23 protein-coding genes are annotated in these 25,004 nt (G+C 47.5%); 17 read left to right on the top strand and 6 right to left on the bottom strand.

Going from position 1 to position 25,004, the window contains the following annotated elements:
* The first annotated feature begins 27 nt into the window (after nucleotides 1-27).
* The gene (locus tag MMG82_RS15895) at nucleotides 28-546 is read left to right on the top strand and encodes a DUF2975 domain-containing protein (protein WP_069453716.1); all 519 of its coding nucleotides are present in this window, start codon (nucleotides 28-30) and stop codon (nucleotides 544-546) included.
* A 2-nt stretch (nucleotides 547-548) separates the two neighbouring features.
* Nucleotides 549-776 carry a helix-turn-helix transcriptional regulator gene (locus MMG82_RS15890; RefSeq protein WP_039978987.1) on the top strand — a complete coding sequence of 76 codons (228 nt, stop codon included), beginning with the start codon at nucleotides 549-551 and terminating at the stop codon, nucleotides 774-776.
* A 45-nt stretch (nucleotides 777-821) separates the two neighbouring features.
* On the opposite strand, the gene MMG82_RS15885 is transcribed toward MMG82_RS15890, so the two are convergent.
* The 4 genes from MMG82_RS15885 to MMG82_RS15870 form a co-directional block, all read right to left on the bottom strand.
* Nucleotides 822-1,400, bottom strand: a complete 579-nt coding sequence (locus tag MMG82_RS15885; protein ID WP_241407088.1) for a nucleoside triphosphate pyrophosphohydrolase family protein — start codon at nucleotides 1,398-1,400, stop codon at nucleotides 822-824.
* Between the two features lie 252 nt (nucleotides 1,401-1,652).
* On the bottom strand, nucleotides 1,653-2,237 hold the full coding sequence (locus MMG82_RS15880; RefSeq protein ID WP_037413878.1) for a TlpA disulfide reductase family protein: 585 nt from the start codon (nucleotides 2,235-2,237) through the stop codon (nucleotides 1,653-1,655).
* Between the two features lie 16 nt (nucleotides 2,238-2,253).
* Complete coding sequence (locus tag MMG82_RS15875) at nucleotides 2,254-2,703, bottom strand: cytochrome c-type biogenesis protein (RefSeq protein ID WP_069453715.1); 450 nt, start codon at nucleotides 2,701-2,703, stop codon at nucleotides 2,254-2,256.
* A 4-nt stretch (nucleotides 2,704-2,707) separates the two neighbouring features.
* The gene (locus MMG82_RS15870; RefSeq protein WP_047537512.1) at nucleotides 2,708-4,765 is read right to left on the bottom strand and encodes a heme lyase CcmF/NrfE family subunit; all 2,058 of its coding nucleotides are present in this window, start codon (nucleotides 4,763-4,765) and stop codon (nucleotides 2,708-2,710) included.
* A 502-nt stretch (nucleotides 4,766-5,267) separates the two neighbouring features.
* Between MMG82_RS15870 and sirA the strand changes: the two genes are divergently transcribed.
* From sirA to MMG82_RS15800, 14 genes are all read left to right on the top strand, one after another.
* Nucleotides 5,268-7,397: a dissimilatory sulfite reductase SirA gene (sirA, locus tag MMG82_RS15865; RefSeq protein ID WP_037413884.1), complete on the top strand. Its 2,130-nt coding sequence runs from the start codon at nucleotides 5,268-5,270 to the stop codon at nucleotides 7,395-7,397.
* 61 nt (nucleotides 7,398-7,458) lie between these two features.
* Nucleotides 7,459-7,899 (top strand): rhodanese-like domain-containing protein, encoded by a 441-nt coding sequence (locus MMG82_RS15860; protein WP_241407087.1) that lies wholly within the window; start codon nucleotides 7,459-7,461, stop codon nucleotides 7,897-7,899.
* A 93-nt stretch (nucleotides 7,900-7,992) separates the two neighbouring features.
* Nucleotides 7,993-8,772: an FKBP-type peptidyl-prolyl cis-trans isomerase gene (locus MMG82_RS15855; RefSeq protein ID WP_241407086.1), complete on the top strand. Its 780-nt coding sequence runs from the start codon at nucleotides 7,993-7,995 to the stop codon at nucleotides 8,770-8,772.
* A gap of 77 nt (nucleotides 8,773-8,849) precedes the next feature.
* A complete protein-coding gene (locus MMG82_RS15850) occupies nucleotides 8,850-9,524 on the top strand; it encodes a tetratricopeptide repeat protein (RefSeq protein ID WP_241407085.1) in 675 nt (224 codons plus the stop codon).
* A gap of 86 nt (nucleotides 9,525-9,610) precedes the next feature.
* Nucleotides 9,611-10,318: a 4Fe-4S dicluster domain-containing protein gene (locus MMG82_RS15845; protein ID WP_037427340.1), complete on the top strand. Its 708-nt coding sequence runs from the start codon at nucleotides 9,611-9,613 to the stop codon at nucleotides 10,316-10,318.
* Between the two features lie 2 nt (nucleotides 10,319-10,320).
* Nucleotides 10,321-11,268 (top strand): NrfD/PsrC family molybdoenzyme membrane anchor subunit, encoded by a 948-nt coding sequence (gene nrfD / locus MMG82_RS15840; protein ID WP_047537518.1) that lies wholly within the window; start codon nucleotides 10,321-10,323, stop codon nucleotides 11,266-11,268.
* A 117-nt stretch (nucleotides 11,269-11,385) separates the two neighbouring features.
* Nucleotides 11,386-11,877 (top strand): nitrous oxide reductase accessory protein NosL, encoded by a 492-nt coding sequence (locus MMG82_RS15835; protein ID WP_037413896.1) that lies wholly within the window; start codon nucleotides 11,386-11,388, stop codon nucleotides 11,875-11,877.
* 10 nt (nucleotides 11,878-11,887) lie between these two features.
* The gene (nosD, locus tag MMG82_RS15830) at nucleotides 11,888-13,162 is read left to right on the top strand and encodes a nitrous oxide reductase family maturation protein NosD (RefSeq protein WP_241407084.1); all 1,275 of its coding nucleotides are present in this window, start codon (nucleotides 11,888-11,890) and stop codon (nucleotides 13,160-13,162) included.
* The gene (locus MMG82_RS15825) at nucleotides 13,159-14,205 is read left to right on the top strand and encodes an ABC transporter ATP-binding protein (RefSeq protein WP_241407083.1); all 1,047 of its coding nucleotides are present in this window, start codon (nucleotides 13,159-13,161) and stop codon (nucleotides 14,203-14,205) included. Before nosD ends, MMG82_RS15825 begins: the two co-directional genes overlap by 4 nt.
* The gene (locus MMG82_RS15820) at nucleotides 14,202-15,098 is read left to right on the top strand and encodes an ABC transporter permease (protein ID WP_241407082.1); all 897 of its coding nucleotides are present in this window, start codon (nucleotides 14,202-14,204) and stop codon (nucleotides 15,096-15,098) included. Before MMG82_RS15825 ends, MMG82_RS15820 begins: the two co-directional genes overlap by 4 nt.
* Nucleotides 15,099-15,312: 214 nt before the next feature.
* Entirely contained in the window at nucleotides 15,313-16,596 is a 1,284-nt protein-coding gene (locus tag MMG82_RS15815; RefSeq protein WP_037413903.1) for a helix-turn-helix domain-containing protein, read from the top strand.
* Between the two features lie 220 nt (nucleotides 16,597-16,816).
* Nucleotides 16,817-18,943 carry a M13 family metallopeptidase gene (locus MMG82_RS15810; RefSeq protein WP_241407081.1) on the top strand — a complete coding sequence of 709 codons (2,127 nt, stop codon included), beginning with the start codon at nucleotides 16,817-16,819 and terminating at the stop codon, nucleotides 18,941-18,943.
* A gap of 145 nt (nucleotides 18,944-19,088) precedes the next feature.
* Nucleotides 19,089-19,718, top strand: a complete 630-nt coding sequence (locus MMG82_RS15805; RefSeq protein ID WP_047537531.1) for a flavin reductase family protein — start codon at nucleotides 19,089-19,091, stop codon at nucleotides 19,716-19,718.
* Nucleotides 19,719-21,003: 1,285 nt separating this feature from the next.
* Nucleotides 21,004-21,666 carry a DUF3313 domain-containing protein gene (locus MMG82_RS15800; protein WP_037413939.1) on the top strand — a complete coding sequence of 221 codons (663 nt, stop codon included), beginning with the start codon at nucleotides 21,004-21,006 and terminating at the stop codon, nucleotides 21,664-21,666.
* Between the two features lie 139 nt (nucleotides 21,667-21,805).
* Here the strand turns inward: MMG82_RS15800 and fre are convergent, their stop codons facing one another.
* Both fre and ubiD read right to left on the bottom strand, forming a co-directional pair.
* Complete coding sequence (gene fre, locus MMG82_RS15795) at nucleotides 21,806-22,504, bottom strand: NAD(P)H-flavin reductase (RefSeq protein ID WP_241407080.1); 699 nt, start codon at nucleotides 22,502-22,504, stop codon at nucleotides 21,806-21,808.
* Nucleotides 22,505-22,605: 101 nt separating this feature from the next.
* Nucleotides 22,606-24,087, bottom strand: coding sequence for a 4-hydroxy-3-polyprenylbenzoate decarboxylase (ubiD, locus tag MMG82_RS15790; RefSeq protein ID WP_037427322.1), 1,482 nt, complete (start codon nucleotides 24,085-24,087; stop codon nucleotides 22,606-22,608).
* Nucleotides 24,088-24,245: 158 nt separating this feature from the next.
* Between ubiD and MMG82_RS15785 the strand changes: the two genes are divergently transcribed.
* Complete coding sequence (locus MMG82_RS15785) at nucleotides 24,246-25,004, top strand: hypothetical protein (protein WP_047540025.1); 759 nt, start codon at nucleotides 24,246-24,248, stop codon at nucleotides 25,002-25,004.

Here is a 25,004-nt window from a genome sequence, read left to right as displayed (position 1 = left end):
GGCTTGGGATGATGTTTGGGTGAGTGGATGAATCAAAATTTTAAAAAATTAATAAAAATCAGTGGCTTTTGTCGCTGGCTGGTGCTCTTGTCTGCTGTGGCGATTATCGCCCATCTGCTTTATAGCTATTGGGCCTATGATGAGATCCGCTTCAATACCAGTAATTCCCAGTTCCTCGAACTGTGGAACTTGCCGAACGCTAACCGAAACCTGTTGATCGTCATGCTAACCCCATTATTTATCTCATTTTTAGTCGGTGTTTATTGGCTACAACGGCTCTTATCCTGCTATCAACGGGGGTTATTTTTCAGTGATGAGAGTATGAAATGTTACTTGTGGCTCGTATGGCTGAAAGCCGCCGCTTTAGTGTTTGAAATGCTACAAAACTTAGGCATAGGCTATTATCATCAGTCATTTTTTGAGGATGGTCGCATCGAATTAGTGCTTGATTTTGGCAATATCACCACGATTTTATTGATGTTGCTTATCGTGTATTTGCTTAAAGCCGCCCGCGATTACGAGGCGGAAAACAAAGAGTTTGTTTGATCTTGAATATTATCGTTAATTTAGACGTCATGATGGCGATGCGAAAGGTGAGTTCTAAAGAGCTTGCCAAGGCAGTAGGCATTACCGAGGCTAACTTGTCCTTGCTTAAGCGGGGCAAAGTCAAAGGGGTGCGTTTTGATACCTTGGCGAGTATCTGTGAATACTTAGCCTGTCAGCCGGGGGATATTTTGGAATACCGAAAGGATGCTGAGCAAGATACGTCGGACTAAGGGGAGATGCCTAGGCTGCATGCTGTGCAGCCTAGGTTTGCGGTTTTACGCTTTTACTAACTGAGTTAAATCCGCTGGGCGGTAATAAACGGATTTCAGTACCTTGCCTTGGCGCACGACTTTACCGGCCATTTCTACATCTTTAGCACATTTGGCGATGATAAATTCGCCCTTTTTACTGCCGACGATGTCAACGCCTTGCTCGGCATAAAAAGCAATGGTTTCGGCTAGCTCTTGCTCGTTGCGGCACACTTTGCTCATATTGCTAGAATGGACTTCGTCCCAGCAGGCGATAAAGTCAATTTCACGGTTTTTGGCGACACACAGCAGCAAGTCGATAAGGTAGCTGATTTCTAATTTGTCATGCATGTGCTCGGCGCCTAAGTGCACTAAACGCCCCATCAACACATACACTGAATCGACAATGGCATCGGCTTGTTCGATACGGCTATCGGCTTCGGCAAGTTCAGTTAACTCTTCAATAATCAGCGAAGTATGTAAGGTGTCAGCCTTATCATCAAATGAGCTGGCATCGTTGACGGCGAGGTCGAAGGTACTGCGAAACTCACTGATATCACGATACAAGTGGTCATAAATAGGTTGAGTTAAACAGCTGAGTTTCATCGGAGTGCCTTAGATTTTATCAATAGGTTTTACAAATAGATTGGTGAAATCGATTTATGGATAACTGCGGCAATTCTAAAGAAAGGTGGCGCAGAATACAAAGTGTGCTGGCCTTGAAGTAAAAAATACCCGCTGCCAAATCGGGGAGCAGCGGGTTTCGGCAAAGATTAGGGTGGACACCGAATGGAGATTTGATTAACAGGCACGGACTAAGTCACTAAAGACCTCGTCATTGACCGCTGGGTTAACGGCTTATTGCGCGTATTTGGCGATCAGCTTATCCAAATAAGGGGCAACCTCTTTGTCAGACCAATCTAAATAGCCACGAACAAATCCAACAAGATTACCTTTTGCATCAAATAAATAAGTCGCAGGAACCACATTGGCAGGAATGATCTGCTCGATATTTTTGTTGGGGTCGAGCCAAGTGCTGTATTGATTAAAACCATGCTGATTAAGAAACGGGCGTACTTCTTTTATCTCTTCATCAATTGAAATTGGCACAATAGCGATTTTTTTATCGGCAAATTGCTGTTGTAATTTTTGCAGCTCGGGGATTTCCCTTAAACAAGGGACACACCAGGTTGCCCAGAGGTTTACTAGCGTAAGCTTACCTTGATGTTGTTTGAGGCTTTGTGCTTGCCCTGCTTCATCCATAAAAGGCACTTCGGGTATCCCGCGGGCATGTTGCATCTCAATAAAACCCGTCATGACTCGTGGTTTTGGAATTGCTTCGCCAGTGTCATAGAGTTTGTTTTGCAGAGAATGGGCCTGCACGACGCAGCTCAGCAGCAATGAAGTGCAAAGGAGGGTGAGCTTGGCTGTGGATGATTTCATGGGTTTATCCTTATATTCAAACTGAGCGAGTCGCGTTGTTAGCGGAAGGTGACTTGCGTTTTATCAGGGAAAGACCTAAGCCTAACCCTATGATTAATAACGCCAGCGGGCCTAGCCAAAGCGCCAGTGTTGAGGGTTTTAATTCTGGCTGATAACGGATTTTTTCACCGTAGCGCTGTACCATAAAATCGAGGATCTCATCCCGTTTATAGCCTTGTTCAAGCAGCGAAAAAATTTGCCCCTTGAGCTCATGGGCGATAGGTGCCTGTGACTCGAATAAGGTTTGGTTGGTCGCCATTGGGCAACGCAGTACTTTGCTGATCGCTATTGCCTGTTGCTGATAGGATGTGCCCATATCCGAGCTTTCCTGTGCCGTCGCGAGAAAGGTTGTCCCGCCAAAACAGAGGATGAGTGACAACAACCAAAACAATAAACTCAAATAGGGGGAGCGAAATAATGGATTCATGGGGTTACAGTCTCCCTAGCTGAGGGGTGCCTGCTGCCCTCAGTGCTTCTGTGTGTTCGACATGGCGAACTTGTCTGACGGGCCACGCAGCGATTGCTCCTGCGAGCATCATCAACATGGCGCCTAGCCAAATCCAAGTCGCCAATGGTTTATAGCTAATGCGGATCAGGTACTCAGTGTCGCTCAGTTGCAGTCCCATTGAGACGTAAATATCGCGCCAAAAACCGTGGTCGATGCCCGCGTGGGACATTTCCATACCATTGCTTTTAAAGGTTTGTCTTTGTGGTTGGATATAGCCCAGTACTCGATCGTCCTGCTTGGCATCGCGTACACTGATATTGGCTTGAATAGCAGTAAAACTTTGGCTCTCAACTTGCTCGGTACTCTCATACACCAGCACATAATTCGCTAACGGTTTACCCTGGCCTGGCCCCATTCGTAGCAGGGCTTCCTGTTCGAAAAAAGACACCGATGTTGCGCCGATAATCGTCACTACAACCCCGAAGTGTCCGAGCATCATGGCGACCCTTGCGCGCTTTGATGCTGACGGCTGGATTGGTCGTGCTGTGGGTAAGCGTTCTGGGGCGCCGCGTGGTGGCTTGAGTATCATCTTTAGACTCAAACCAAGGCATAACAATAAAAATAACGCGCTGGCACTGCCAAGAACGAGGAATAATGCGCCATCGCCTTTAGCTTGATAACCCAGCACTGTTGCAATAATGGCAATGGCTACAGTGGGGACAGCCAATACCTTGAGTGGTTTGTGGGTGGATTGCCCCCAATTGAGTAGCGGGGCGAGGCCCATTAAGACGACAGCGATAAAGGTCAATGGGACAAAAATCGCATTAAAATAAGGTGCGCCCACCGACAAAGTACCTAGGTTTAACAGCTCATATATCAGGGGATAAAAGGTGCCAAGTAGTACGGAAAAAGCCGCGACTACCAGCACTATCACCCCAAGCAGTAAAAAGGTCTCTTTGCTTAATAGCGCATGGGTGACTTCTCGTCTCAGTGCGGGGGCTTTTATCGCAAAAATAAATAGGGCCGCACCAACAAAAAGCACTAATAAACATAGGATTGACATACCTCTGGTTGGGTCAGCAGCAAAGGCATGTACCGATTGCACGATACCGGAACGCACCAAAAAGCTGCCTAACAAACTGAGGGAGAATGCTAATAAACATAAAAACAGTGTGGTAAGGGTAAAGCCCTGTGTTTTTCGGGTGAGCACTAAAGAATGCACCAACGCGGTTGCGACCAGCCAAGGAATAAATGACGCGTTTTCAACGGGATCCCAAAACCACCAACCGCCCCAGCCCAGTTCGTTATAAGCCCACCAAGAACCAAAGGCATTGCCCCCTGTGAGGAAAATCCACGCCAATAGCACCCAAGGGCGCATGTATTCGAGGTGGCGAGTCGGTAACTTTCCTCCCAGTAACGATGCCAGTGCTGCGGCAAAGCAAACCGTTAGCCCGACATATCCCAAAAACAGCATAGGTGGATGCAGTATTAAGCCTATGTCCTGCAATATGGGGTTAAGGTCGCGCCCTTCGACTGGAATATTTGGTAGCAAGCGGGCAAAGGGATTGGAGGTAAAGAGTAAAAACAAATTAAAGCCGAGGATCACTAAGGCCAAAATTGCGAGGACTCGGCCAAAGTAAGCCTTATCAGCCTGTAAACTGGCACTATCGAGATTAACCTTATTCGTTGCTTGGCGCCAATTGATCACTGCGCCCCACAGGGCAATGGCGAACACCCAAAATAACATTGAGCCTTCATGGCTGCCCCACACGGCCGCAATTTTATAGCCCACAGCGAGTTGACTATTAGAATGGTTGGCAACATAGGCGACTGAAAAATCATCGCTAATAAAGCTAAATATTAAGCTACACAGTGCGGCAAATAAGGTAATAAATAGTGCGTAAAATAATTTATTGCCAAAGTGGATTAGGTAAACGTTATTCCGATAGCTACCAATTAAATGATTCGTTGCCGACAATAATGCAAAAACAGTGCTCATGATTAGCAATATGTGCCCTATTTCTGGAATCATATTTATCATTGATATTTCCTGCATGGCATTAGTTATCGATTTACATTAATACTGAAATTAATGAGAGGTTACTTTTTAGCGGTTAATCGGTACAGACTTATTTGTTTTTATCTAGGTAAGTTAGATGTGAAGTCTTTACCCATTCCACGATTGGCTTGCAGGGTAACTGAGTTTTAACGGAAGGAATGTGATCTGTCTCGGTATTAAAATCGTCATTTGTGGCTTTGGTTCTTTTTGAAAAATCAAAGCTGTTTTTAGGTTTTTTTAGATGTAAAAAAACAGATTTAAAATCTAAAAAATCACTAATAAAATTTTATCAAGTTTATGATTTGTTTGTATTTTTTGATTTTTAGCTCTATTGATTTCTGAATCAAAATTTAATGTGCTCTAGCGCAGATTTTTTGCTTTTTCTCTCATTCATTATGCCGTCACTGGTCAATTGTTTATGTCGTTCAGTGAACAGTTAGGTTCAGTGGAAAATATAAAACTAATGATAAATTAGGAGTGAATGATGAAGCGATGGAAAACCAAAACAGCCTTAGGCGTGCTGTTTTGTTTAGGTTCTGCCGTAAGCGCTACCACAATCGCATCCGATGCTAAATCGGATGGTAAAGTGGTCCCTGGTGTGGGTAATAAACAACAAACTCACTATACTCAAGATATCTTGGCTAACCCCAATTTAAATGAAAATTTAATGGAGAAATCCCGTGGTGTTAAAACACTGCAGGATTATATTGTTCAAGAGCAAGAATTGTTTGATTTTCTATTTGAAAATCACCCAGTTTTTAAATATGACGCAGAAGGTCGTTTAAAAGGCACTTATAAAGTCAGTGACCGTGGTGAAGAATATTTACACGGTGGTGACAGTGTTGCTTACAGTAAACACAGTAAAGAAGTGAACTCAACCGATGGCACCGCTGTACGTTATAGCTCTTATAACGATGGTCAGCGTCCAAAAGCACTGCAATACCGTTTAGGGGCAAAATCGATTTTAGATTTCCCTAACAAGTTTGTGGGCCCAGAAAAATGCGGTGAGTGTCATGGGCCGCAATACGAAAAATGGAGACGTTCACGTCACTCTAAGACGATTCGCTTCCCTGGCGAACATCCAGAAGTCGATAACGACCTGAAAAAAACCATGTATACCACCAAAGATACCACGATTCTGCCATCGGGTATTACGCCAGACGCTATCTACGCGACTGTGGGTACGCCACGTACTAAATATGGTTTTATCGACGCCTACCTAGTGCGCGGTACTTACCATGTGAAAGACGGTCTGTTGAAAGATGGCACTGGTACTATGGTCGCTGGTGGTAACCAATTCTCCCGCGGTTGGGCTGAGTGGTTAACTCCTGAAATGGCTGCAAAAATTAACAAAGCTATTCCAAGTTTCCCCGTCAAAATGGAAGATTTTGGTACCAGCGGTTCACACCAATGGGGCATGAGCTCATACGGTGCTAAGTATGAGAAGGAATTCCTATTCCAACCTGCTAGCTCCTATTGCGAAATGTGCCATAGCTTCAAGTTTGACTTCCAAACGAAAGATGAATTCTTTGCTGCTTTAGGTAACCCGAAAGAGCTGCAAAAACACACGATTTCTAAAGGGATTACCTGTGAAGAGTGTCATGGCGCAGGCGGCCACTTAGACGGCGGTATTGGTGGCGGTATGCCATCTAACTGTGAACGTTGTCACCAACGCTTCAACTTTGTTGAAGAGTTAGCTGAAACGCCGCAGGGTAAAGAGAAGCTGGAATATGCCTTCAACGTGAAGATGAAATCTTCTTGCCCATCTTGCGGTACTGAAGGTTCACAAATGTTTGCCTCTGCTCACTATGACAAAGGCATGCGTTGTTCAACCTGTCACGATCCTCACGAAGTGACCGATGGTGATTGGAAGTCAGGCATTACTAAACCAAAAATCATCAAAGAGTGTACTGAGTGTCATACGGCTCAAGCCGAGATTGCTAAGAACACTAACACCCACAGCAACCAAACTTGTCAAAGCTGTCACATGCCAAACATGGGAAGCTGTGAAAACTTCACTGCGATCCAATTCCCAGATATGGCGGGCTTCGACAACGTTCGTAAGTCACACATGTGGAAGATTGATGTCGATCCACTGCGTAAGACCCTTAACCCACCAGAAGGTAAGTCTCGCGATGCGACGACCAAAGGTTGGACTGTGGCGAAAGATGAAAACGGCTACAACTACCTCGACTTGATGTGGACCTGTGCCCGTACTTCGGCTTCAGACCACGATGTAGTGGAAAACAAAGGTTGTCACAGCCAGTTCCAATCTGAACTTGAAGTGGGTCTGCACTTTGAAGACCAGATGGAAATCTACGGTGAAGTTCAAAAGTGGCAAAAACCAGTTAAAGAAACTTTTGCCCAAGTAGAACAAGCCCTTGCCCGTATCGACAAGCTGTTAGAAGTCACCAAGCTGTCGGTAGAAGACAAGACTCAAGTGCTGATGTTGACCGACAAAGCCCAAGATGTTGTTCGCCTGATCAAGGCTGACGGCTCATGGGGTGCGCACGGCCCAACTTACTCACTGAAACGTCTCGATGCAGCCTTAACCTATGTCACTCAAGCCCAAGCCATTATCGATGGTAAAGGTCTGAGCGCACAGAAAATCTAGTTCGACTCGAGTCTAACTTGTCCCCGGCACATCCGTGCCGGGGAATATACGAGGCCAAATAATGAATAACGTGATCCGACAAAGCCTGATAGGCGGCTTAATTGCACTGAGCTTGGGTGGCATCAGCCTTCCAGCCATTGCAGGGGGCGGTTCTGATATTTCTGAAGCACCCTATAACGAAATTCAGTTGAATCCTATTTCCATGCGGGAAGCAGAGACCTTAGTCGGTAAGCAAGGGGTTTATTTTTTCGACGTAAACACGCTGGAAATCTGGGCGGAAGGTTTTATCCCCGGGGCGGTTTTTTTCAATGTTCAAAATTGGAGAGAGTTACTTCCAAAGAATAAAGATGCGGTGATGGTGTTTTATTGCGCTAACCGCCTTTGTACCGCCAGCAACATGGCTGCACGGGAAACCATGAAGCTAGGTTACACCGGTGTACGCCATATGGCCGATGGCATTTTCGGTTGGCGCATGTCTGGAAGAACAACAGAAAAACCATAGTAATCAGATAAATACATTAATCGGTTATGGGCAATGTCCATACGTTTTCGGCTAACGCACCAAGCCCCAGGGCTAAATTGTAGAGAACATAAAATGAAAACATCTATGCCAACGTCTTTTATCCCAAAAACCATCACAGTGGCGACCTGCGCCGCACTGTTTGTGTCTATGGCGAGCTTTGCCGCCCCAAGCCTTAAAACCGATGCAGATAAAGCGTCTTACAGTATCGGTGCCTCTGTCGGTAACTACATTTCTGGCCAGGTTTATAACCAAGTGGAACTGGGCGCAGAAGTGAATGTGGACTTAGTGGTTCAAGGTTTTGTGGACGCGCTGAAAAAACAACAGCAATTAACCGATGAAGAAGTGGTGACGTATCTCAATCAACGCGCCGAAGAATTAAATCAAGTGAGAAAAGCCAACGCTGAAAAATTAGCTGCTGAAAATACCAAGGCGGGTGAAGCCTTTCTTGCTGAAAACAAAAACAAAGCTGGCGTGATTGTGACCGAATCCGGCCTGCAATATGAAGTGTTAACCCAAGGAACTGGTAACAAACCTAATCCTGAGGATGTGGTCACCGTTGAATACGTTGGCAAGCTTATCGATGGTACTGAATTTGAAAATACCGTTGGCCGCAAAGACCCTACGCGTTTTGCCTTAATGACGGTAATCCCTGGTTGGGAAGAAGGCTTAAAACTGATGCCTATGGGCTCTAAATACCGCTTTGTTATCCCTGCAAACTTAGCCTATGGCAATGAATTTGTGGGTGAAATTCCACCGCAATCTACCTTGATCTTTGAAATCGAACTGAAAAATATCGAAAAGCCAAGTGAGAAAAAAGAAGCCCGCATGATGGGCATGATGCCTGCTCACTAAGAGCAAACATCGGGGACTGAGCGTTCGGTTTTGTTCGCTCAGTCATAAGCTTGGAGCGGCAAGCAAAGAGGTTAGGTATGGCAAGTTTAGGGTTCACCATCGCACTCCTATTAAGCGGATTTGTTGCTTGGATATTTTGGCAACACGCACGCTTAAATCAACAGCAAACCGTTGCGGGGCTGCCTTTAGTCTCCCCTGGGTTGCCAGTGCTGTGCAGTGGTGTATTGCTTGCTATGACGCTCGCTATCTACAGCCAAACGGGGCGTTACCAGGATTGGGATAAGGGCATAGTCAATGAGCATATTGACTACTTAGTGGCAGCCGACATCACCAAAGCCGTTCGCCTAGTTGACGATCAACCACAAAACCCGCTGGCATTGATGTCACTTGCCCAGGCCTATAGCGCGGGTGGTTTATATAGCGATGCGGTGCAGACCTTGGACAAGTTGCTTGCGTTGGTGGGAGAGGATGCCGAGGTGCTCGGTGCTAAAGCGAATGCACTCTATTACCACGATGGTCGCCAAATGACGCCGCAAACCCAAGCGCTGATTGCACAGATCTTGGCGTTTGCACCCTTTGAGCCGCAGACCCGCATGTTACAGGCCACCGATGCGTATCTTCATGGGCGTTACCAAGAGGCGATAGACCATTGGCAGGCACTACTGTCACAGCCAACGGCAGAGATTAATCGTGAGGCCATTTTAAACGCCATTGGCAAGGCCCAAAGCAAATTGAATGAAAGTGGATATTAATCAAGTCGCTAGCCATTTTCAGGCATGTAGGAACGATAACGATATAAATAAAAACGTCGGTATAAAACCGATAGATGGAGGATGTTGTGAGTGAAAATATAGAGAGACGGAGGTTCCTTAAAAGCGCTGGCATGTGCTCTTTGATGTTAACACCTTTAGCGGGTTGTTCGGTCAAAGAAGATGCTGACAGCGCCCATAAGTCCCATTACGTCATGGTCTTTGACCAAAATAAATGTGTCGGTTGTGGTGATTGTAAAACCGCCTGTAACCAAGCAAACAACTTACCCGCGGGTGTTTCTCGGGTGATCCTTGAGCAGCAAAGTGGTCGTGTTGAAGGCCAAGCCTGCCCTCATTGCGGCAAGATGAGTTGCGACTGTGAGCGTAAGTTTGTGCGGGTTTCCTGCCAGCAGTGTAAAAACGCCCCCTGTGTCACGGTTTGTCCAACGGGCGCGGCGCACCGCGACGCGAAAACGGGCATCGTGACTATGGATGCGAGCAAATGCGCGGGTTGTAAGTACTGTATTGGTGCTTGCCCTTACAACGCTCGTTACATCAACAAAGAGACGGATGTGGCGGATAACTGTGACTTCTGTTTGCATAGCAAGCTGTCTAAGGGCGAGTTACCCGCCTGCGTGCAGAGTTGTAAGTACGACGCGCTGATCTTTGGTGATGCCAATGATCCTCAGTCCTATGTGAGTAAGTTATTGGCGGTAAAAGACTCAGTGCGGATTAAACCGCAGTTTGGTACTGAGCCGAGCTTACGTTACATACCAATCGTCAAACTGGGAGTGTAAATATGGATACCAGTATGGAATTTACCCTCGGCTTATCCCAAGGCGTTGCTTGGCCTTGGCCGATTGCAGTGTATTTATTTTTCGCGGGGATTTCGGGCGGGGCGTTAACCATTGCGCTGGCGCTGCGTTTTTACCTAGGCCAGGTTGAAAATACCGCCTTCTTAAAAGCCGCGACCTTGCTGTCCTTTGTGACCATTAGCTTAGGGATGTTATGTCTGGTACTCGACTTGACTAACCCCTTATTCTTCTGGCGAATTTTGGTGTTTTATAACTTAAATTCTGTGATGTCGATTGGTGTTATTGCGCTGTCGGTGTATATCCCGTTAGTGGCAGTGGTGGCACTTTTAGCCCTCGAAAAAGAGCTGATGGCCATCCCACAATTGAAGTTTTTAGCGCCGATTATTGCCAAGTTAAAAGGCTTTAGACGCCCAATGGAAGCGCTCGCGTTAGTGCTGGCGTTATCAGTGTGTGCTTACACAGGCTTCTTGATTTCTGCGCTGATCCGCTTCCCGCTGATCAACACCTCGGTACTCCCTGCGCTGTTTATTGCCTCGGGTCTATCCGCGGGTGGCGCTTCAGCCAAAATGCTGGCGGTGTGGTTATTTAAAGAGCCCCTGCACAGCGGCGAAATGAAGATCCTGCACGGCGCTGAGTGGCCCATTATGTTCGCCGAAGCCATGTTTATTTTCATGATCGCGACAGCACTATTAACGGGTAATGCCGGTGGTCAATTTGCTTTTGCCGCCTTCCATGAAGGTGTGTGGGCAAGCGTATTTTGGATTGGTGTTGTGGGTATCGGCTTTGCCGCGCCACTGCTACTGAATTTTGCGACGGGTAAACATTTTAGCCATTCGGCCAAAGCGTTTTATATGTCGGGAATGTGTGCGGTAGTGGGGATGATGTGTCTACGACTCTTTATCCTGTTAGCGGGCCAAAACTACGCGATTTAACGATGTACTAAGGCCTCGGCCTTTGATGAACCATTTTTTTATCAACCCTCGTCGCAAGAGGTCTGTCCCTGCAAGGTGCCTTGGCGAGGCGTTGATATTTTTCAAAGGATTAACAGCATGAAAAAGTTCTTTGGGTTGTTACTACTCGCTCCTTTGTTATTAGGCTGCAATAAGAGTGAAGCTACCGATCACCAACACAAAGCCGAGATGATCCACGAGCATGATCGTTGCCACCTATGCGGTATGGTGATCACTAAATACCCTGGACCAAAGGGGCAAGTACACCTTAAGGCCGAGAAGATGGTGCCTAAGTTTTGCTCTAGCCGCGATATGTTTAACTTTGCCTTACAGCCTGAAAATAAAAGACAAATTGCTTACATGATGGTGCATGACGCCGCGACAACCGATTGGGAACAGCCTGACGATGGCGCCTTTATCGATGCCGCCAGCGCATTTTATGTTTACGGCACCAGTAAAAAAGCCGTGATGGGGCCAGCCGTCGCACCTTTTAGTACTAAAGCCGCCGCCGAAGCCTTTGCAAAGGAATACGGTGGACGCGTATTAACCTTTGAAGATATCACTCTCGAATTACTCGCTGGCGATAAGTAGGCGATTGATCATGCTGCGTTTATTGCTCCTCTGTTGGCTCTGCACCTTATCCTTTATCGGTGTGACGCAGGAGTTAAGGGTTAAAGATACTGCCTCTTTAACCCAAGCATTGGCGCAGGCGCAGGACGGTGACACACTCGTACTTGATACCGCAGTGTATGAAGGTAATTTCAGTGTCACCCGCTCCATTCATATTAAGGCCGAAGCGGGCGCGACCCTCGATGCCCTACGCCAAGGCAGCGCCCTCACCATTACTGCACCCAAAGTGATTGTCGAAGGACTCAATATCCGCCATTGGGGGCGGGATCTTTATTACCATGATGCAGGTATTTTATTGCAGCCCGGGGCAGACGAGGTGCTTATCAAAGGCAATCGGCTTGTGGGGGATGGCTTTGGGATTTATGGCGAGCAACTTGCTGCGCCCCGTATTCTTGAAAATAGCATCAGTGGCAATGGCGCTATCTATGTATTAGACCGAGGCGATGGGATTTTCCTTAAGCATGTGACCGCGCCCGATGTGCAACAAAATCATGTTATCTTTGTCCGTGATGGGGTATATCTCGAGTCGGTGACGGACAGCAAAATTCACCATAATCAATTCGCTAAGCTTCAATACGGCATCCACTACATGTATACCCGAGGTGATGAAGCCTCAAACAATCAAGCGATTAGCGTCGACGGCGGCTACGCATTGATGAATTCACAACAAATCTACCTGCACCATAATCACGTTAGCCAAGCGCGGGACTTTGGCATTCTGCTCAATATCACCAACGACTCTCATATTCAGGCGAATATCGCCACAGACGTGAAGCATCCCCAAGGTTCGGTAGAACTCGGTAACGAAGGCAAGGGCATTTTTATCTACGCCGCGCAGAATAATCGCATTCAAGATAATGAATTTAGTCACAGTGATACTGGGATCAGCATGGCGATGGGCGGCGAAGCAAACCGCCTTTGGCATAATCGTATTTTAGCCAATCAGACCCAAGTTAAGTATGTCGGCGAAGCGCAGCTGGAGTGGAGTTATCAGGGGCAGGGCAATTATTGGTCTGAATACCGCGGCTGGGATGCTAATGGCGACGGAGTGGGAGATGTTGCCCACAGACCCAACGACAATTTAGACAAGCTATTTTGGCTCTATCCCGAGGCGAAACTACTGATGGAAAGCCCTGTGGTATTGCTGCTGCGTTGGGTAGAGCGGCAGTTTCAGCCAACGAGTGTCAGCGGTGTGAGTGATAGCTTTCCCTTAATGCGACTGACCACAGAGGGAGATGGAATATGAGCCATTTTACCAACAACGCTATTAATCCACAGGCGCTGACATTAATGACAAAAAAACCTACCGCCCAAGGGCAAGTGGCTGTTAAGGCCGTGGGATTGAGTAAGCGGTATGCTGAGTTTGAAGCGGTAAAAAATCTTAATTTTGAGGTGCTAACGGGCCAAACCTTAGCGCTGCTTGGCCATAATGGTGCCGGTAAATCTACCCTGATCAAAATGATTTTAGGCTTGGTATCCCCAAGCGCGGGCCAGTTGTTTGTACAGGGGCAAGAGGTACAAGCCAAACGGGTCAATGCGAGTTTGTCTTTAGGCTATTTACCTGAAAATGTAAGCTTTTATGACAATATGACGGCACATGAACTCTTAAGCTACTTTGCCAAGCTTAAGGGGGTTGCACCTGTGCGAGTCAGCCTTTTACTGGAAGAGTTTGGCCTGATGGCGGCTAAGGATAAACGGCTGCGAACCTTTTCTAAGGGGATGCGCCAACGTTTAGGCTTAGCCCAGGCGGTGCTGGCCGATCCTAAAGTGCTGTTGTTGGATGAACCAACGGTCGGACTTGACCCCCTCGCATCGGCCTTTTTATACCAAAAAATGGCGCAACTTAAGGCGCAGGGCTGCGCGATTATTATCAGTACCCATGAGTTAGGTTTAGTACAAGATCAAATGGATAGTGCGCTGATTTTAGGCCAAGGCCAGATGCTTGCCTCGGGGGATTTGCACAGTCTTCGGGCTGCAACCTCGCTGCCAAGCCTGATTGAGTTGCATCACCTTACGCCGCTGCAATATCAGCAGTTGCTAAGCCAAGCGTTGTTCGCCTCACTGTTAGAACCCTCAGCCTCAGAAAGATTATGTTTAAGGGTGCCTGATGCGCTAAAAGCCAAAGTGATACAGCAACTACACGCCTTAAAGATTGATGAAGTTTCTATCATACCGCCGAGTTTGCAGGATATTTTCCATTTTTATATGGCGAGTCTTCACCCCCAAAGTGCATCCAGTTGTAACACTTTTGCTGGTTCAGCAGCGGTTAAATCGGAGTTAGTCGCATGAGTCAAATCCGTCAGCTAGAAAAGCAGCAAGGCTTAGCGAGTTTTCGTCCTCCTATGGCACTGACACTGATCCAAGCTGTTGCAGTAAAAGAATTTAAAGACAACCTACGTAACCGCTGGTTATGGCTTATGGCGGGTATGTTGTTGATCCTATCCCTGTGCGTGAGCTTTATGGGCAGCGCAGTGTCGGGCAGTTTAGTGGTATCTGAGAGCGCGCAAATTTTTTCTGGTTTAGTCACGCTCGCGGTGTTTATTTTACCTTTGGGTGCCATTTTACTGAGCTACGATAGCTTTGTTGGTGAGCGGGAATCGGGCACCTTGCTGTTGTTGCTGACTTACCCCTTAGCCCGTTGGCATTTGGTTTGTGGCAAATTACTCGGCCACGCCTATGTGATGGCCACTGCCTGTTTATTGGGATTTGGCTTAACGGCCTTGTTGCTGCTTGTCCTTGGAGCCGAACACGCACGGCTGGCCTTAGTGATTGGCTTTATTCATCTGATGGGTAGCGGGATTTTATTGTCCTTAGTGTTTGTACTGATAGGTTACTGCGTGAGCCTGTGTGTGCGGGAAAAAGCCAAAGCTTTAGGTGTATTACTGCTGCTTTGGTTTGTGTTGGTGTTGGTCTACGATTTGGTACTATTAACAGCCCTCGTCAGTATGGCTGAAGTACTCAATCGTCAACTATTTAACCTATTGATTTTAATCAATCCTACCGATCTTTTCCGGGCTTTAAACTTACTCGCAAACCCTGCCGATACCTTATCGGTAAAGAGTACTCTCGCCCTAATTTCCCAAACGGGTATGGGCTTGCCTTTAATGTATGGTGTATTTGTGGGCTGGTTGACTGTTTTGCTACTGGTTTGTTGCGTTATTTTTAATCGCCAAGAAGTTTAGATACCCCTGCATTAGTTTAAATTTACGCTTAAAAAACAATAGGTAAACTGAGTGTAGAGTCACAGTATTTTATGTTGTTAAAAGGTAAAATAAGCCATCTTGATTTGGTAGCCACAAGTCACGGTTGCTCTTGGGTGAAACTGAGTTTCACTGTGTTTGCCCGTTGTTAGCGCAATCATAGTCTATTGTTTTGGCTTAGTTTTGGGCGCTTAACATGCATAAAATTACTTCATACCTCATGCTAGATGAACAGGCCAAGCTGCTTGTTGACCATGTTCATGGAACCGAGATCGGCCTGACTTTTTCAGAAGCCGCTGTACTCGTGTTGCTGCTGTCATCGCCGAATGCCATTTTTACCAAGGAAGAATTGCTGCAAGTAGGCTGGCCAGATCGCGTGGTCGCACCAACCTCTTTGACCCAATGCATCAGCACATTACGTAAAAAATTAGAGCCTTATACCGAGGTACAGCTCAAAACTGTGGCGCGCCGCGGTTATCAATTGCATGTCTCAGAACAGTCCCATGTAAAAATGTTGGCGATTAACGATGCCGATGCTATCCGCGATGCGATTGTGGGTGTCTCTGCTTGGACTAAGGTTGCTGGTATCGTCATGCTGGGGATGATCCTCACCTTGATCTGGTACTGGAGCGATCACCATGCTGTGGTGAAGCATGTCGCGAAATGGAATGCCGATAAATATATCAGCCTGAATATTGGTGGCACCTTAGGTACGGCGCAGGTGTTGTATATCGATGATGAAGAGCATTTACACCCCTCATGGTGGCAAAAACATTTAGCCCCAGAAGGCAATCATATCGATGGCTTACCTTATTTCAGTGCCTTTGCGTCAACGGATGGTAAAAACTATTCGATGGCAATATGCCCTGCGTTAGATGCCAAGGATTGTACTGGCAAAGGCATCATCAATATCACTTCGATTGATGCTAAACCCGCTGGCCTGAGTATGGCGGAATTTATTCCACTTAGTAAAAAGATGGAAGAGCGGATCCGCTACAACCGCGTAGTCTTACCTGTTGATGATAAAGGGGTTGGGGAGCTACTGGAGCATAACTACCATGCGGATATTTATTTTCCGGTGGCTGGTGAGTTACTGGTTCGCACGGATCTCAGCATGTCGCTGGTGTACGAGGGGCAAAGCCGAGGCAAGTTTTACTCCACCTCATGCATTACCGATCAGGACTGTTTAACCACACCGATTAAGTACACGATTCGGGGCGATTTTGAGCAATATCAAACCCAGATAGGTGATCTCAATGTGGATGTTTTTCATGTCAAAGTATCACAAAAAGAGCTGACCAAACCCGATGAGGTGAGCCACTCGGCCATGCAGTTTTACCGCGCGATTCGTAAGCACGATATTCGCGATGAAGATCTGTTCTATTATCGGGTTTATCAAAATAAGGACACAGCCGTTTGGATCGTCCCGCAAATGGGACAACTGCTGGCGTGGACTCAGTACACCCAAGTCAAACTCTAACTTCGCATGTTATTAAAACAGCCGATAGTCATCGGCTGTTTTGTTTTGGGCTCGTCGCTCAAAAGCGTGTATTAAAGACTTTGCATTAACTTTCTATCATAAAGTGTGAGTTTCTTTTACATCCCACCATATCGCCAGTTACACTGCCTGACCATGCTAGCAAGCATCTAGATTAGCCAAAATACCAAAAATACAAGAATAACAACGGAAGGAGTCTCTTATGTCGGACCGCCTGATCCCCGCCTTATTACTGTCAACAACAGTACTGACGGGATTAACTGCCTGTGGTGATAACACCAATCAAACCGTCGCCAGCGACAATACAGCAAAAGTACAAACCAGTGCAGCGCCTGCTGCTAGCCAACCCGCCATGCCAATTGGCATTAACCTCGCGGCCATGTCACCCAAGGTTAAACCCGGTGATGACTTTTATACCTACGCCAATGGCGAATGGATGAAAACCACAGAGATCCCCGCCGATCGCTCAAGCACGGGCGCCTTTTTAGTGGCTTTCCAAGAGACGGAAAAGCATAAGACCAGCCTGATTGCCGACTTAGTCAAGGCCGAACACCCCGCTGGCAGCGATGATGCGCGCATTGCCGATTTCTACAAGGCGTACACTAACACCGCGGCAATCGATGCAGCGGGCATGAAGCCAATGGAAGCCGATTTAGCCCGTTATCAAGCCATTGCGGATAAACAGGCTTTATCGGCGGCGCTTGGTGCTAACCTGCGCGCCGATGTGGACCCGCTCAATGCCACCGACTTTTTCACTGAAAACCTCTTCGGTATTTTCGTCACCCAAGGTTTGGCGACACCGGGTGAAGTACTGCCTTACCTGCTGCAAGGCGGTTTAGGTTTACCCGAGCGCGAATACTATCTGTCGGACGATCCTAAAATGGTCGAGATCCGCACCGCTTACCGCGCTTATATCGAAACCCTGTTGACCGATGCGGGCATCAGCGATGCTGCTAGCCGTGCAGATCGTATTTTTGCTCTCGAACACAAGATCGCTAGCGCCCACGCCAGCCGTGAAGACAGTGAAGATTTCACTAAGGCATCGGGTGTGTGGAGCCGCTCCGACTTTGACGCTAAAGCCCCTGGCATCGACTGGACAGCCTTTTTGGATGCCGCCCAGCTTGGCAAGCAAGATAGATTTGCCGCTTACCACGCCAGTGCCATTACTGGGCTGTCGGCGTTGGTGGCCTCTGAGCCGTTGGATGCGTGGAAAGACTGGCTGGTGTTCCACCATATCAACAGCCACGCCGATGTATTGCCATCGGCTATCGATAACGCTTCTTTTGCCTTTAACGGCACTAAACTGTCGGGCACACCCGAGCAGCGCAGCCGCGATAAACGCGCATTGAGTGCCTTGGATGAGTACCTTGGTGATGCCGTGGGCCGCGCCTACGCCGAGCATTATTTCCCGGCCTCGGCCAAGGCCGAAGTTAGCACTATGGTGGATAACATCGTCAGTGCCTTTGGTAAGCGGGTCGAAAAACTCGAGTGGATGGACCCTTCAACCAAGCAGGAAGCCTTAGCTAAGGTCGCGACCATCGCCGTTGGCGTGGGTTACCCTGATAAATGGCGCAATTACAATGCCTATGCCGTATCGCCAACCAATGCCTACGCCAATGCCATCAATGGTGAGAAGGTGGAATATGCCCATCAACTCGCCAAAATCGGCAAACCTATGGATAAAGGTGAATGGTGGATGACGCCGCAAGTCGTCAACGCAGTAAACTTGCCAGTGCAAAACGCGCTTAACTTCCCCGCGGGGATTTTACAGCCGCCATTCTTCGATGCGAAGGCCGATGCCGCCTATAACTATGGCGCGATTGGCGCTGTGATTGGCCATGAGATCAGCCATAGCTTCGATAATAATGGTGCCGCCTTCGACTCGACGGGCGCAATGCGTAACTGGTGGACGCCAGCGGACTTTGCTCAGTTTGCCAAACAAGGTGAGGCACTGGCGAAACAGTTTGATGCCTATGCGCCATTCCCAGATTTGCATGTAAACGGCAAGCTGACCTTAGGTGAAAACATTGCCGACGTGGCGGGCTTAGCGGCCGCACTCGATGCTTACCATGCTTCACTTAATGGCAAACCCGCGCCGGTTATCGATGGCTTTACCGGCGACCAACGCTTCTTTATCGGCTTCGCCCAGACTTGGGCAACCAAGATGCGTGACGAAGCTTTGCGTGCCCGCGTGGCGACCGATGGTCATGCCCCTGGCATGTACCGCGCGCTGACCGTGCGTAACTTAGATGCCTGGTACACCGCATTCGATGTGAAGCCCGGCGATAAGCTGTACTTAGCGCCAGAGGATCGTGTGAAGATCTGGTAAGTTCATCGTCTTAAACAGCATCAACTAACGGGAACATATTGTTCCCCTTATACTTTGCGCTATTCAGCTATTAGAATATTTAGCGGTTCGCCGAAGTCCTGTAAGATGATGCTTTAGTATTTACATTGTGATTAAGGGATGAGGCATGAGTGTAGAAAACCGCTATTTTTACGAGCCGAGTAAGGGACATGGGTTATCGCACGATCCCTTAAATGCCATTATTGCCCCCAGGCCCATAGGTTGGATCTCCTCCCGCAATGCACAGGGACAACGCAACCTTGCGCCCTATAGTTTTTTCAATTGTTTCAACTACAAACCACCTATCATCGGTTTTGCCAGCACGGGCTGGAAGGACAGTGTTGCTAATATCGTCGACACCGGCGAATTTGTGTGGAATCTCACTACCCGCAACCTCGCCGAGAAAATGAATCAAACTTCCGCCATGTTGCCCCGCGGGGAGGACGAGTTTGCCTTTGCCGGACTTACCCCAAAGGCTGGCACTATCGTTCAAGCCGAGCTGGTGGCCGAAAGCCCAGTGAATTTTGAGTGTAAGCTTTCTCAATGTATTCAATTAACTGCCGCCAATGGCGACAAGATTGATACTTGGTTAGTCTTAGGTGAAGTGGTTGCCGTGCATATCGCCAAGCATTTACTCGATAGTGACGGCGTGTATCAAACCGCCCTCGCCGAACCCGTGCTGCGGGCTGGCGGCCCATCCGCCTACTATGGGATTTCGGAAGCGTTACGGTTTGATTTACATAGACCACAAGTGTAGGTGGTGGTACTCAAACTTCGTTTGAGTTTTTAAAGCAAAATCAAAGTCGTGGGGCTTCATCCCCAGATTTTTTATAAAGAATCGACCAAGGAGGACTGCTCGTCCTGTCCTCCTTGCTATTGTTTTCACAAGCAGCCAAGAGGCTCCTAACGGAGTTGAAAGCCCCTTGGGCATTAAGCGGTCAGACGCTTGTCCCTGATTGACTGACGCTCTCTCGGTATCTGATAGGCAGGATGCCTGAATGTCGTGAAGTGCATGGTCAATGATGTTCCATACATCATTCTGACACTTCCCATTTCCCTATGGGGCCGACTATGTCTCGCTCACGCAACCAACGCAAATGCCCTGCGGCAACTCCGAGGGGAGGGTGAACTCCTGTAACTTCTTTGTTGCCTTGTAGGTCATCCGTTACTTCTTATCTCCTCCTTAGATCGAATCCTGTAATTCATCTCTTGAACGTAAGCAGAGAGCATATTATGTTTTTGATTTAAAATGGCTGGCCTGATTTTTTGTCAACGTAATAGAGGCGTATTAGCGAGCATAATGAAATATTTTTTGAATTCAAAATCTCTAGCTTTGATCGTGCTAGTTAGTCTTGCGATGTGGGGATATTTTGGTTTTTTAAGCTATATTGGAGACCCTCGTTTAGCGGATTCGAGCTTAGATAGCTCGGAAATGAATAAATTAGAAATATTACTCAACACAATATCATTGTTACGCTATTTTATTTATGGGGTTGTTCAGTCATCCACTGCTTCAAAAATACAAGTAAATTTTTAGGTATAGTCATCGCATTTGTATGGCCACTGATTTATTTTTACGTGCTGTACATTTTGGGCTCTAATTGGCACAAGTGCTTTGCTCGCTAGCAACTATTATTACTTATACAATTTGCGAAATGCCGCAGGTACTGGTCCTGCTGTATTTAAAACAACCCTACTGCGAAAAACGGTATATCTGCAATCTTCTTTAGTGAAATGTTGTATTGGGTGTTTTTTCATATGAAAGATGTTGTGTTAGCGCTATGGCACATACCTAGTTTACAGATAAATGCTTGCGCGACTTTCTAATCGCTAAAATCTACGTTATTACTATTCTATCAGTAAGATAAAGTGCTGAACCCGTTTGATAAAGTGAGTTCTGTTGTCACTGTTTGAGTCGTCGTTACGGGCTGCCTTGTCGTGTCCACTGTGGAAGGCTGTTGGTTGGAATATTACTTAGGAGAAGGCCCGCTTATCGTGGTGTTCATCCTAAAAACAAATTATTAATCAGTGCAGGAGCAAATATGAAAAAAGTGGTAATGATTGCCATGGCGACGGTCTTACTGGGGATGGGTGGATGCTCGGTAAAGGAAAGGGCGATGAGTGGGTTTCAAGTTGTGCCCTTTGATGCGTTCAAAACGAGTGAAACTAATCCCAATCAGCGTATTTATAAGGAGCAGGGTGTAGATCTGCGCCAGTACAATCAAGTGTTGCTCGATCCATTACAATTTATTCGTCAAGAGAATGGCCAGTGGTATCTATTAACGGCTAATGAGCAGAATGAGATTGGCCGTTATTATCATACTAAGTTTAAAAATGAATTGACGAAAAATGGAGTCAAGATTGCGACTGAGTCGGGCCCAGGCGTGATTAGAGTTCAGGCAGCGGTGACAAATTTCGATTTAACTCGACCAGAGCTTAAATTACGCGATTTATTACCGGCGAAGATTGCCATTGATGTGACAAAAGAGGCAATAGGTATGGAGCCTTACTTGCTCAAGGTTGGCAGCATGTCGCAATTGCTTGACTCACAAAGCGGTAAGTTATTAGTACGAGTTTTAGATGCTCGCGAGAGTGAAGACACTACCCAAAAAGATACCCCAATTAGTGCAAGCGAGCTGGAAAAGATGATCGACCAGTGGGCAGCCAGTCGCGCTAAACAGTTAGCTGACAACTTGGGCAAATAAGCACAAAAATCTGTTTAAGGTTGGCTAAAATACTTAGCCTTTACGCATCCGGTTATAAAACAAAACCCCAGTGAAAACTGGGGTTTATTGTTTGAGTCTATATTGGCAGGTTAACCTGCCAAGCTAATCAATCAATGCGTTATTTGATAAACGCGAAGGCATCGCCATAGAGATGGGCTTCGTCTACTCCCATTTCGCGGAAGATTTCGCGGGCGGCACCGACCATATCGAAACGACCTGCGATATAGATGTCATAGCCATTGAGGCTAATAAAATCCTGTTTGATTTGCGCGAGCAGATTGGCGGTTTTGCCTTGCCAGTTTGCTGGGGCCTCTTCAATAACGGGCACAAAATGCAACCAAGGGTGAGCGTCGTGCCATGCGCGGGCGATGCTTTCGTAGTACATGGCATCTTGGGTGCGGCAACCCCAATACAAGATTGTTTCGACCTGTTGGCCGAGGGCGATTTGTTGCTCGACAATACTCTTGATGTAAGAGAAGCCTGTGCCACCGGCGATCAATAAACGTGGGCGCTGGCTGTCGTGGCGTAGGTGGGCTTCGCCGCCTGGCGCTTCGATGTCGATATGCGTGCTATTACGCAATCTTTCAACCACTTGCATTGGATAACTTTCGCTGACGGCCGCACCAATATGAAGCTCAATCACTTCGGCATTAGGGGCGGACGCGATAGAGAAGGGACGTTTATCTTTTTCACCCATCACAACACACAGGTATTGTCCCGCTTGAAACTCCAACGGGGTGTCAGGCTTTAACCACACCTGATATACGGCGTCGTTAAAGGGGGTTACTTTCTCTATCTTACAACGTATGGTTTTCATCAAACTTCCTTTGCACCTTTTTATTTTGTTAGAGGTGTCGCATTAGGGCCATTCGCGGCCAATTCTCTTGGCTTAAGTGGGTACGTCGTGCTTAAGCTGAATTATAGGGTTGGGCTGTCGTCTATACCTAACTCATCCCAGATTGAGTCGATCTTTTGCTTAACCTTAGGGTCCATCACAATCGGCGTACCCCATTCGCGGGTGGTTTCGCCTTCCCACTTATTAGTCGCATCGAGGCCCATTTTGGAGCCGAGGCCCGCTACGGGAGAGGCAAAGTCGAGGTAATCGATAGGCGTGTTATCGATCATCACGGTGTCGCGTTTCGGGTCCATACGAGTGGTAATGGCCCAAATCACATCGTTCCAGTCGCGGCAATTCACATCGTCATCGACCACCACAATAAATTTGGTATACATAAACTGGCGCAGGAAGGACCAAGCGCCCATCATCACCCGTTTCGCATGGCCAGGATATTGTTTACGAATTGAGATCACCGCCATCCGGTAAGAACAACCTTCGGGAGGCAGATAAAAGTCAATAATTTCAGGATATTGCTTGCGTAAGATTGGCACAAATACTTCGTTGAGTGCCACGCCTAACATGGCAGGTTCATCCGGTGGACGGCCAGTATAGGTGCTGTGGTAAATCGGATCTTTACGGTGAGTAATATGGGTCACAGTAAAGACGGGGAATTTATCCGTCTCGTTGTAGTAACCCGTGTGGTCGCCGTAGGGACCTTCTTCGGCCATCTCATCGGGGTCGATATAGCCTTCGAGGATAATCTCGCTGCTGGCGGGTACTTCTAAATCACAGCTTAAGGCTTTGCAGACTTCGGTGCGTTCACCGCGCAGTAATCCCGCAAAGGCGTATTCGCTCATCGCATCGGGTACTGGGGTTACCGCGCCTAAAATAGTCACTGGATCTGAGCCTAAGGCTACAACTACAGGGTAACGCTCACCGGGGAATTGCTCTTTAAAATCAGCAAAATCAAGCGCGCCACCACGGTGGGATAGCCAGCGCATAATGAGTTTATTCTTGCCGAGCAATTGCTGGCGATAGATCCCAAGATTTTGGCGATTCTTACGCGGGCCTTTAGTAATGGTTAAGCCCCAAGTGACCAGTGGCGCGACATCGCCCGGCCAACAATGTTGAATCGGCAGCTGAGTTAAATCGACCTCATCACCGGTTTTAACCACTTGCTGACAGGCGGGATTACGCACCGTCTTGGGTGGCATATTCAAGGCTTGCTTGAACATAGGGATTTTTGAAATCGCGTCTTTAAAACCGCGTGGTGGCTCAGGTTCTTTTAAAAACGCTAATAGCTCACCGACTTCGCGCAGTGCTAACGGGTCGTCTTTACCCAGCGCCATGGCGACACGTTTTGGAGTACCAAAGAGGTTGGCCAGCACTGGCATGGAATGATTGGTTGGATTTTCGAACAGAAGTGCAGGGCCTTTGGCACGCAGAACGCGATCGGCGATCTCTGTCATTTCTAAATGAGGATCAACGGGGTAGCTAATGCGTTTGAGTTCGCCATTGGCTTCCAGATGATCAATAAAGCTGCGTAAATCCTTAAAACTCATGTGGAAATAGCCTCTGCAGTGGAAATCCGTGTGGCGCGCACTATAGCATTTTTCTGTTTTAGGGTTAACCTATTCAGTGATCTTCCAGCTTTGGAAGCGTAAAATACTTGTCCTAGGTCGGTGTTTATTTGACCAACGCCCGGTATATCGAGGTTTATATGAGATTCTATTCATTCCTTGCTAAAGATAAATGCCTTAAACATCAATCGGTTTCCTTAAGTAAGCACGCGGAGCCTTGGCATAAAACAGGCTTGGCTTTGTCTTTACTCGGCGCCTTGTTGATCGGTGGTCTTGCCGCGCCAGATTGGGCGATTGCGGGGGATCGAGGCACAAATGATCGCTATAGCGAGAGTTATGGGCGCCAAGATAATCACTATAAAAAGCATCATAAACATAGTGATAGCCATCGTTACTATCGCCCATATTACCGTCCCTATTATCCTTGGGGATTGGGTTTAGGAGTTGGCTTAGCGACGGGCTGGAACCTTGGCTATGGCTGGAATGATGGGATATGGAATGACGACTGGCGTTGGAATCGCGAGCGTTACTGGCATTCGCCTTATTCGGGCATCGGTTTGTCGATCCCGACAGGCTATGATGATACGCCAGTGGCCATTTCTGCGCCTGTGCGTGTTACCACCAGCATGCAATATTCGCCGAGCGAAGGTCGGATGGTGTCGAATATGCCAACCAATAGCGCAACTGTAATGTCGGCGGCCTCGACGGCGAGAGCTTCAACAGTCTCAGCGGAGCCAACTGCCGCAGTTCCCCGGGCGCGAGCGGCGCGCAGTGTGTCGAGTCTGCCGAGCAATGCCAGAATAGTGCAGCAAGATGGCCGTACCTTATATGAATGGCAAGGCACGCTTTATGCCTTCGATTGGAATAGCCAAACCTATCAAGAACAGTTAGTTAAGTAA

Source organism: Shewanella sp. MM_2022_3 (assembly GCF_022557375.1).
GTDB lineage: Bacteria > Pseudomonadota > Gammaproteobacteria > Enterobacterales > Shewanellaceae > Shewanella > Shewanella xiamenensis.
Note: the sequence above shows the minus strand (reverse complement) of the source record. Positions and strands in the feature narration are given on the sequence as shown.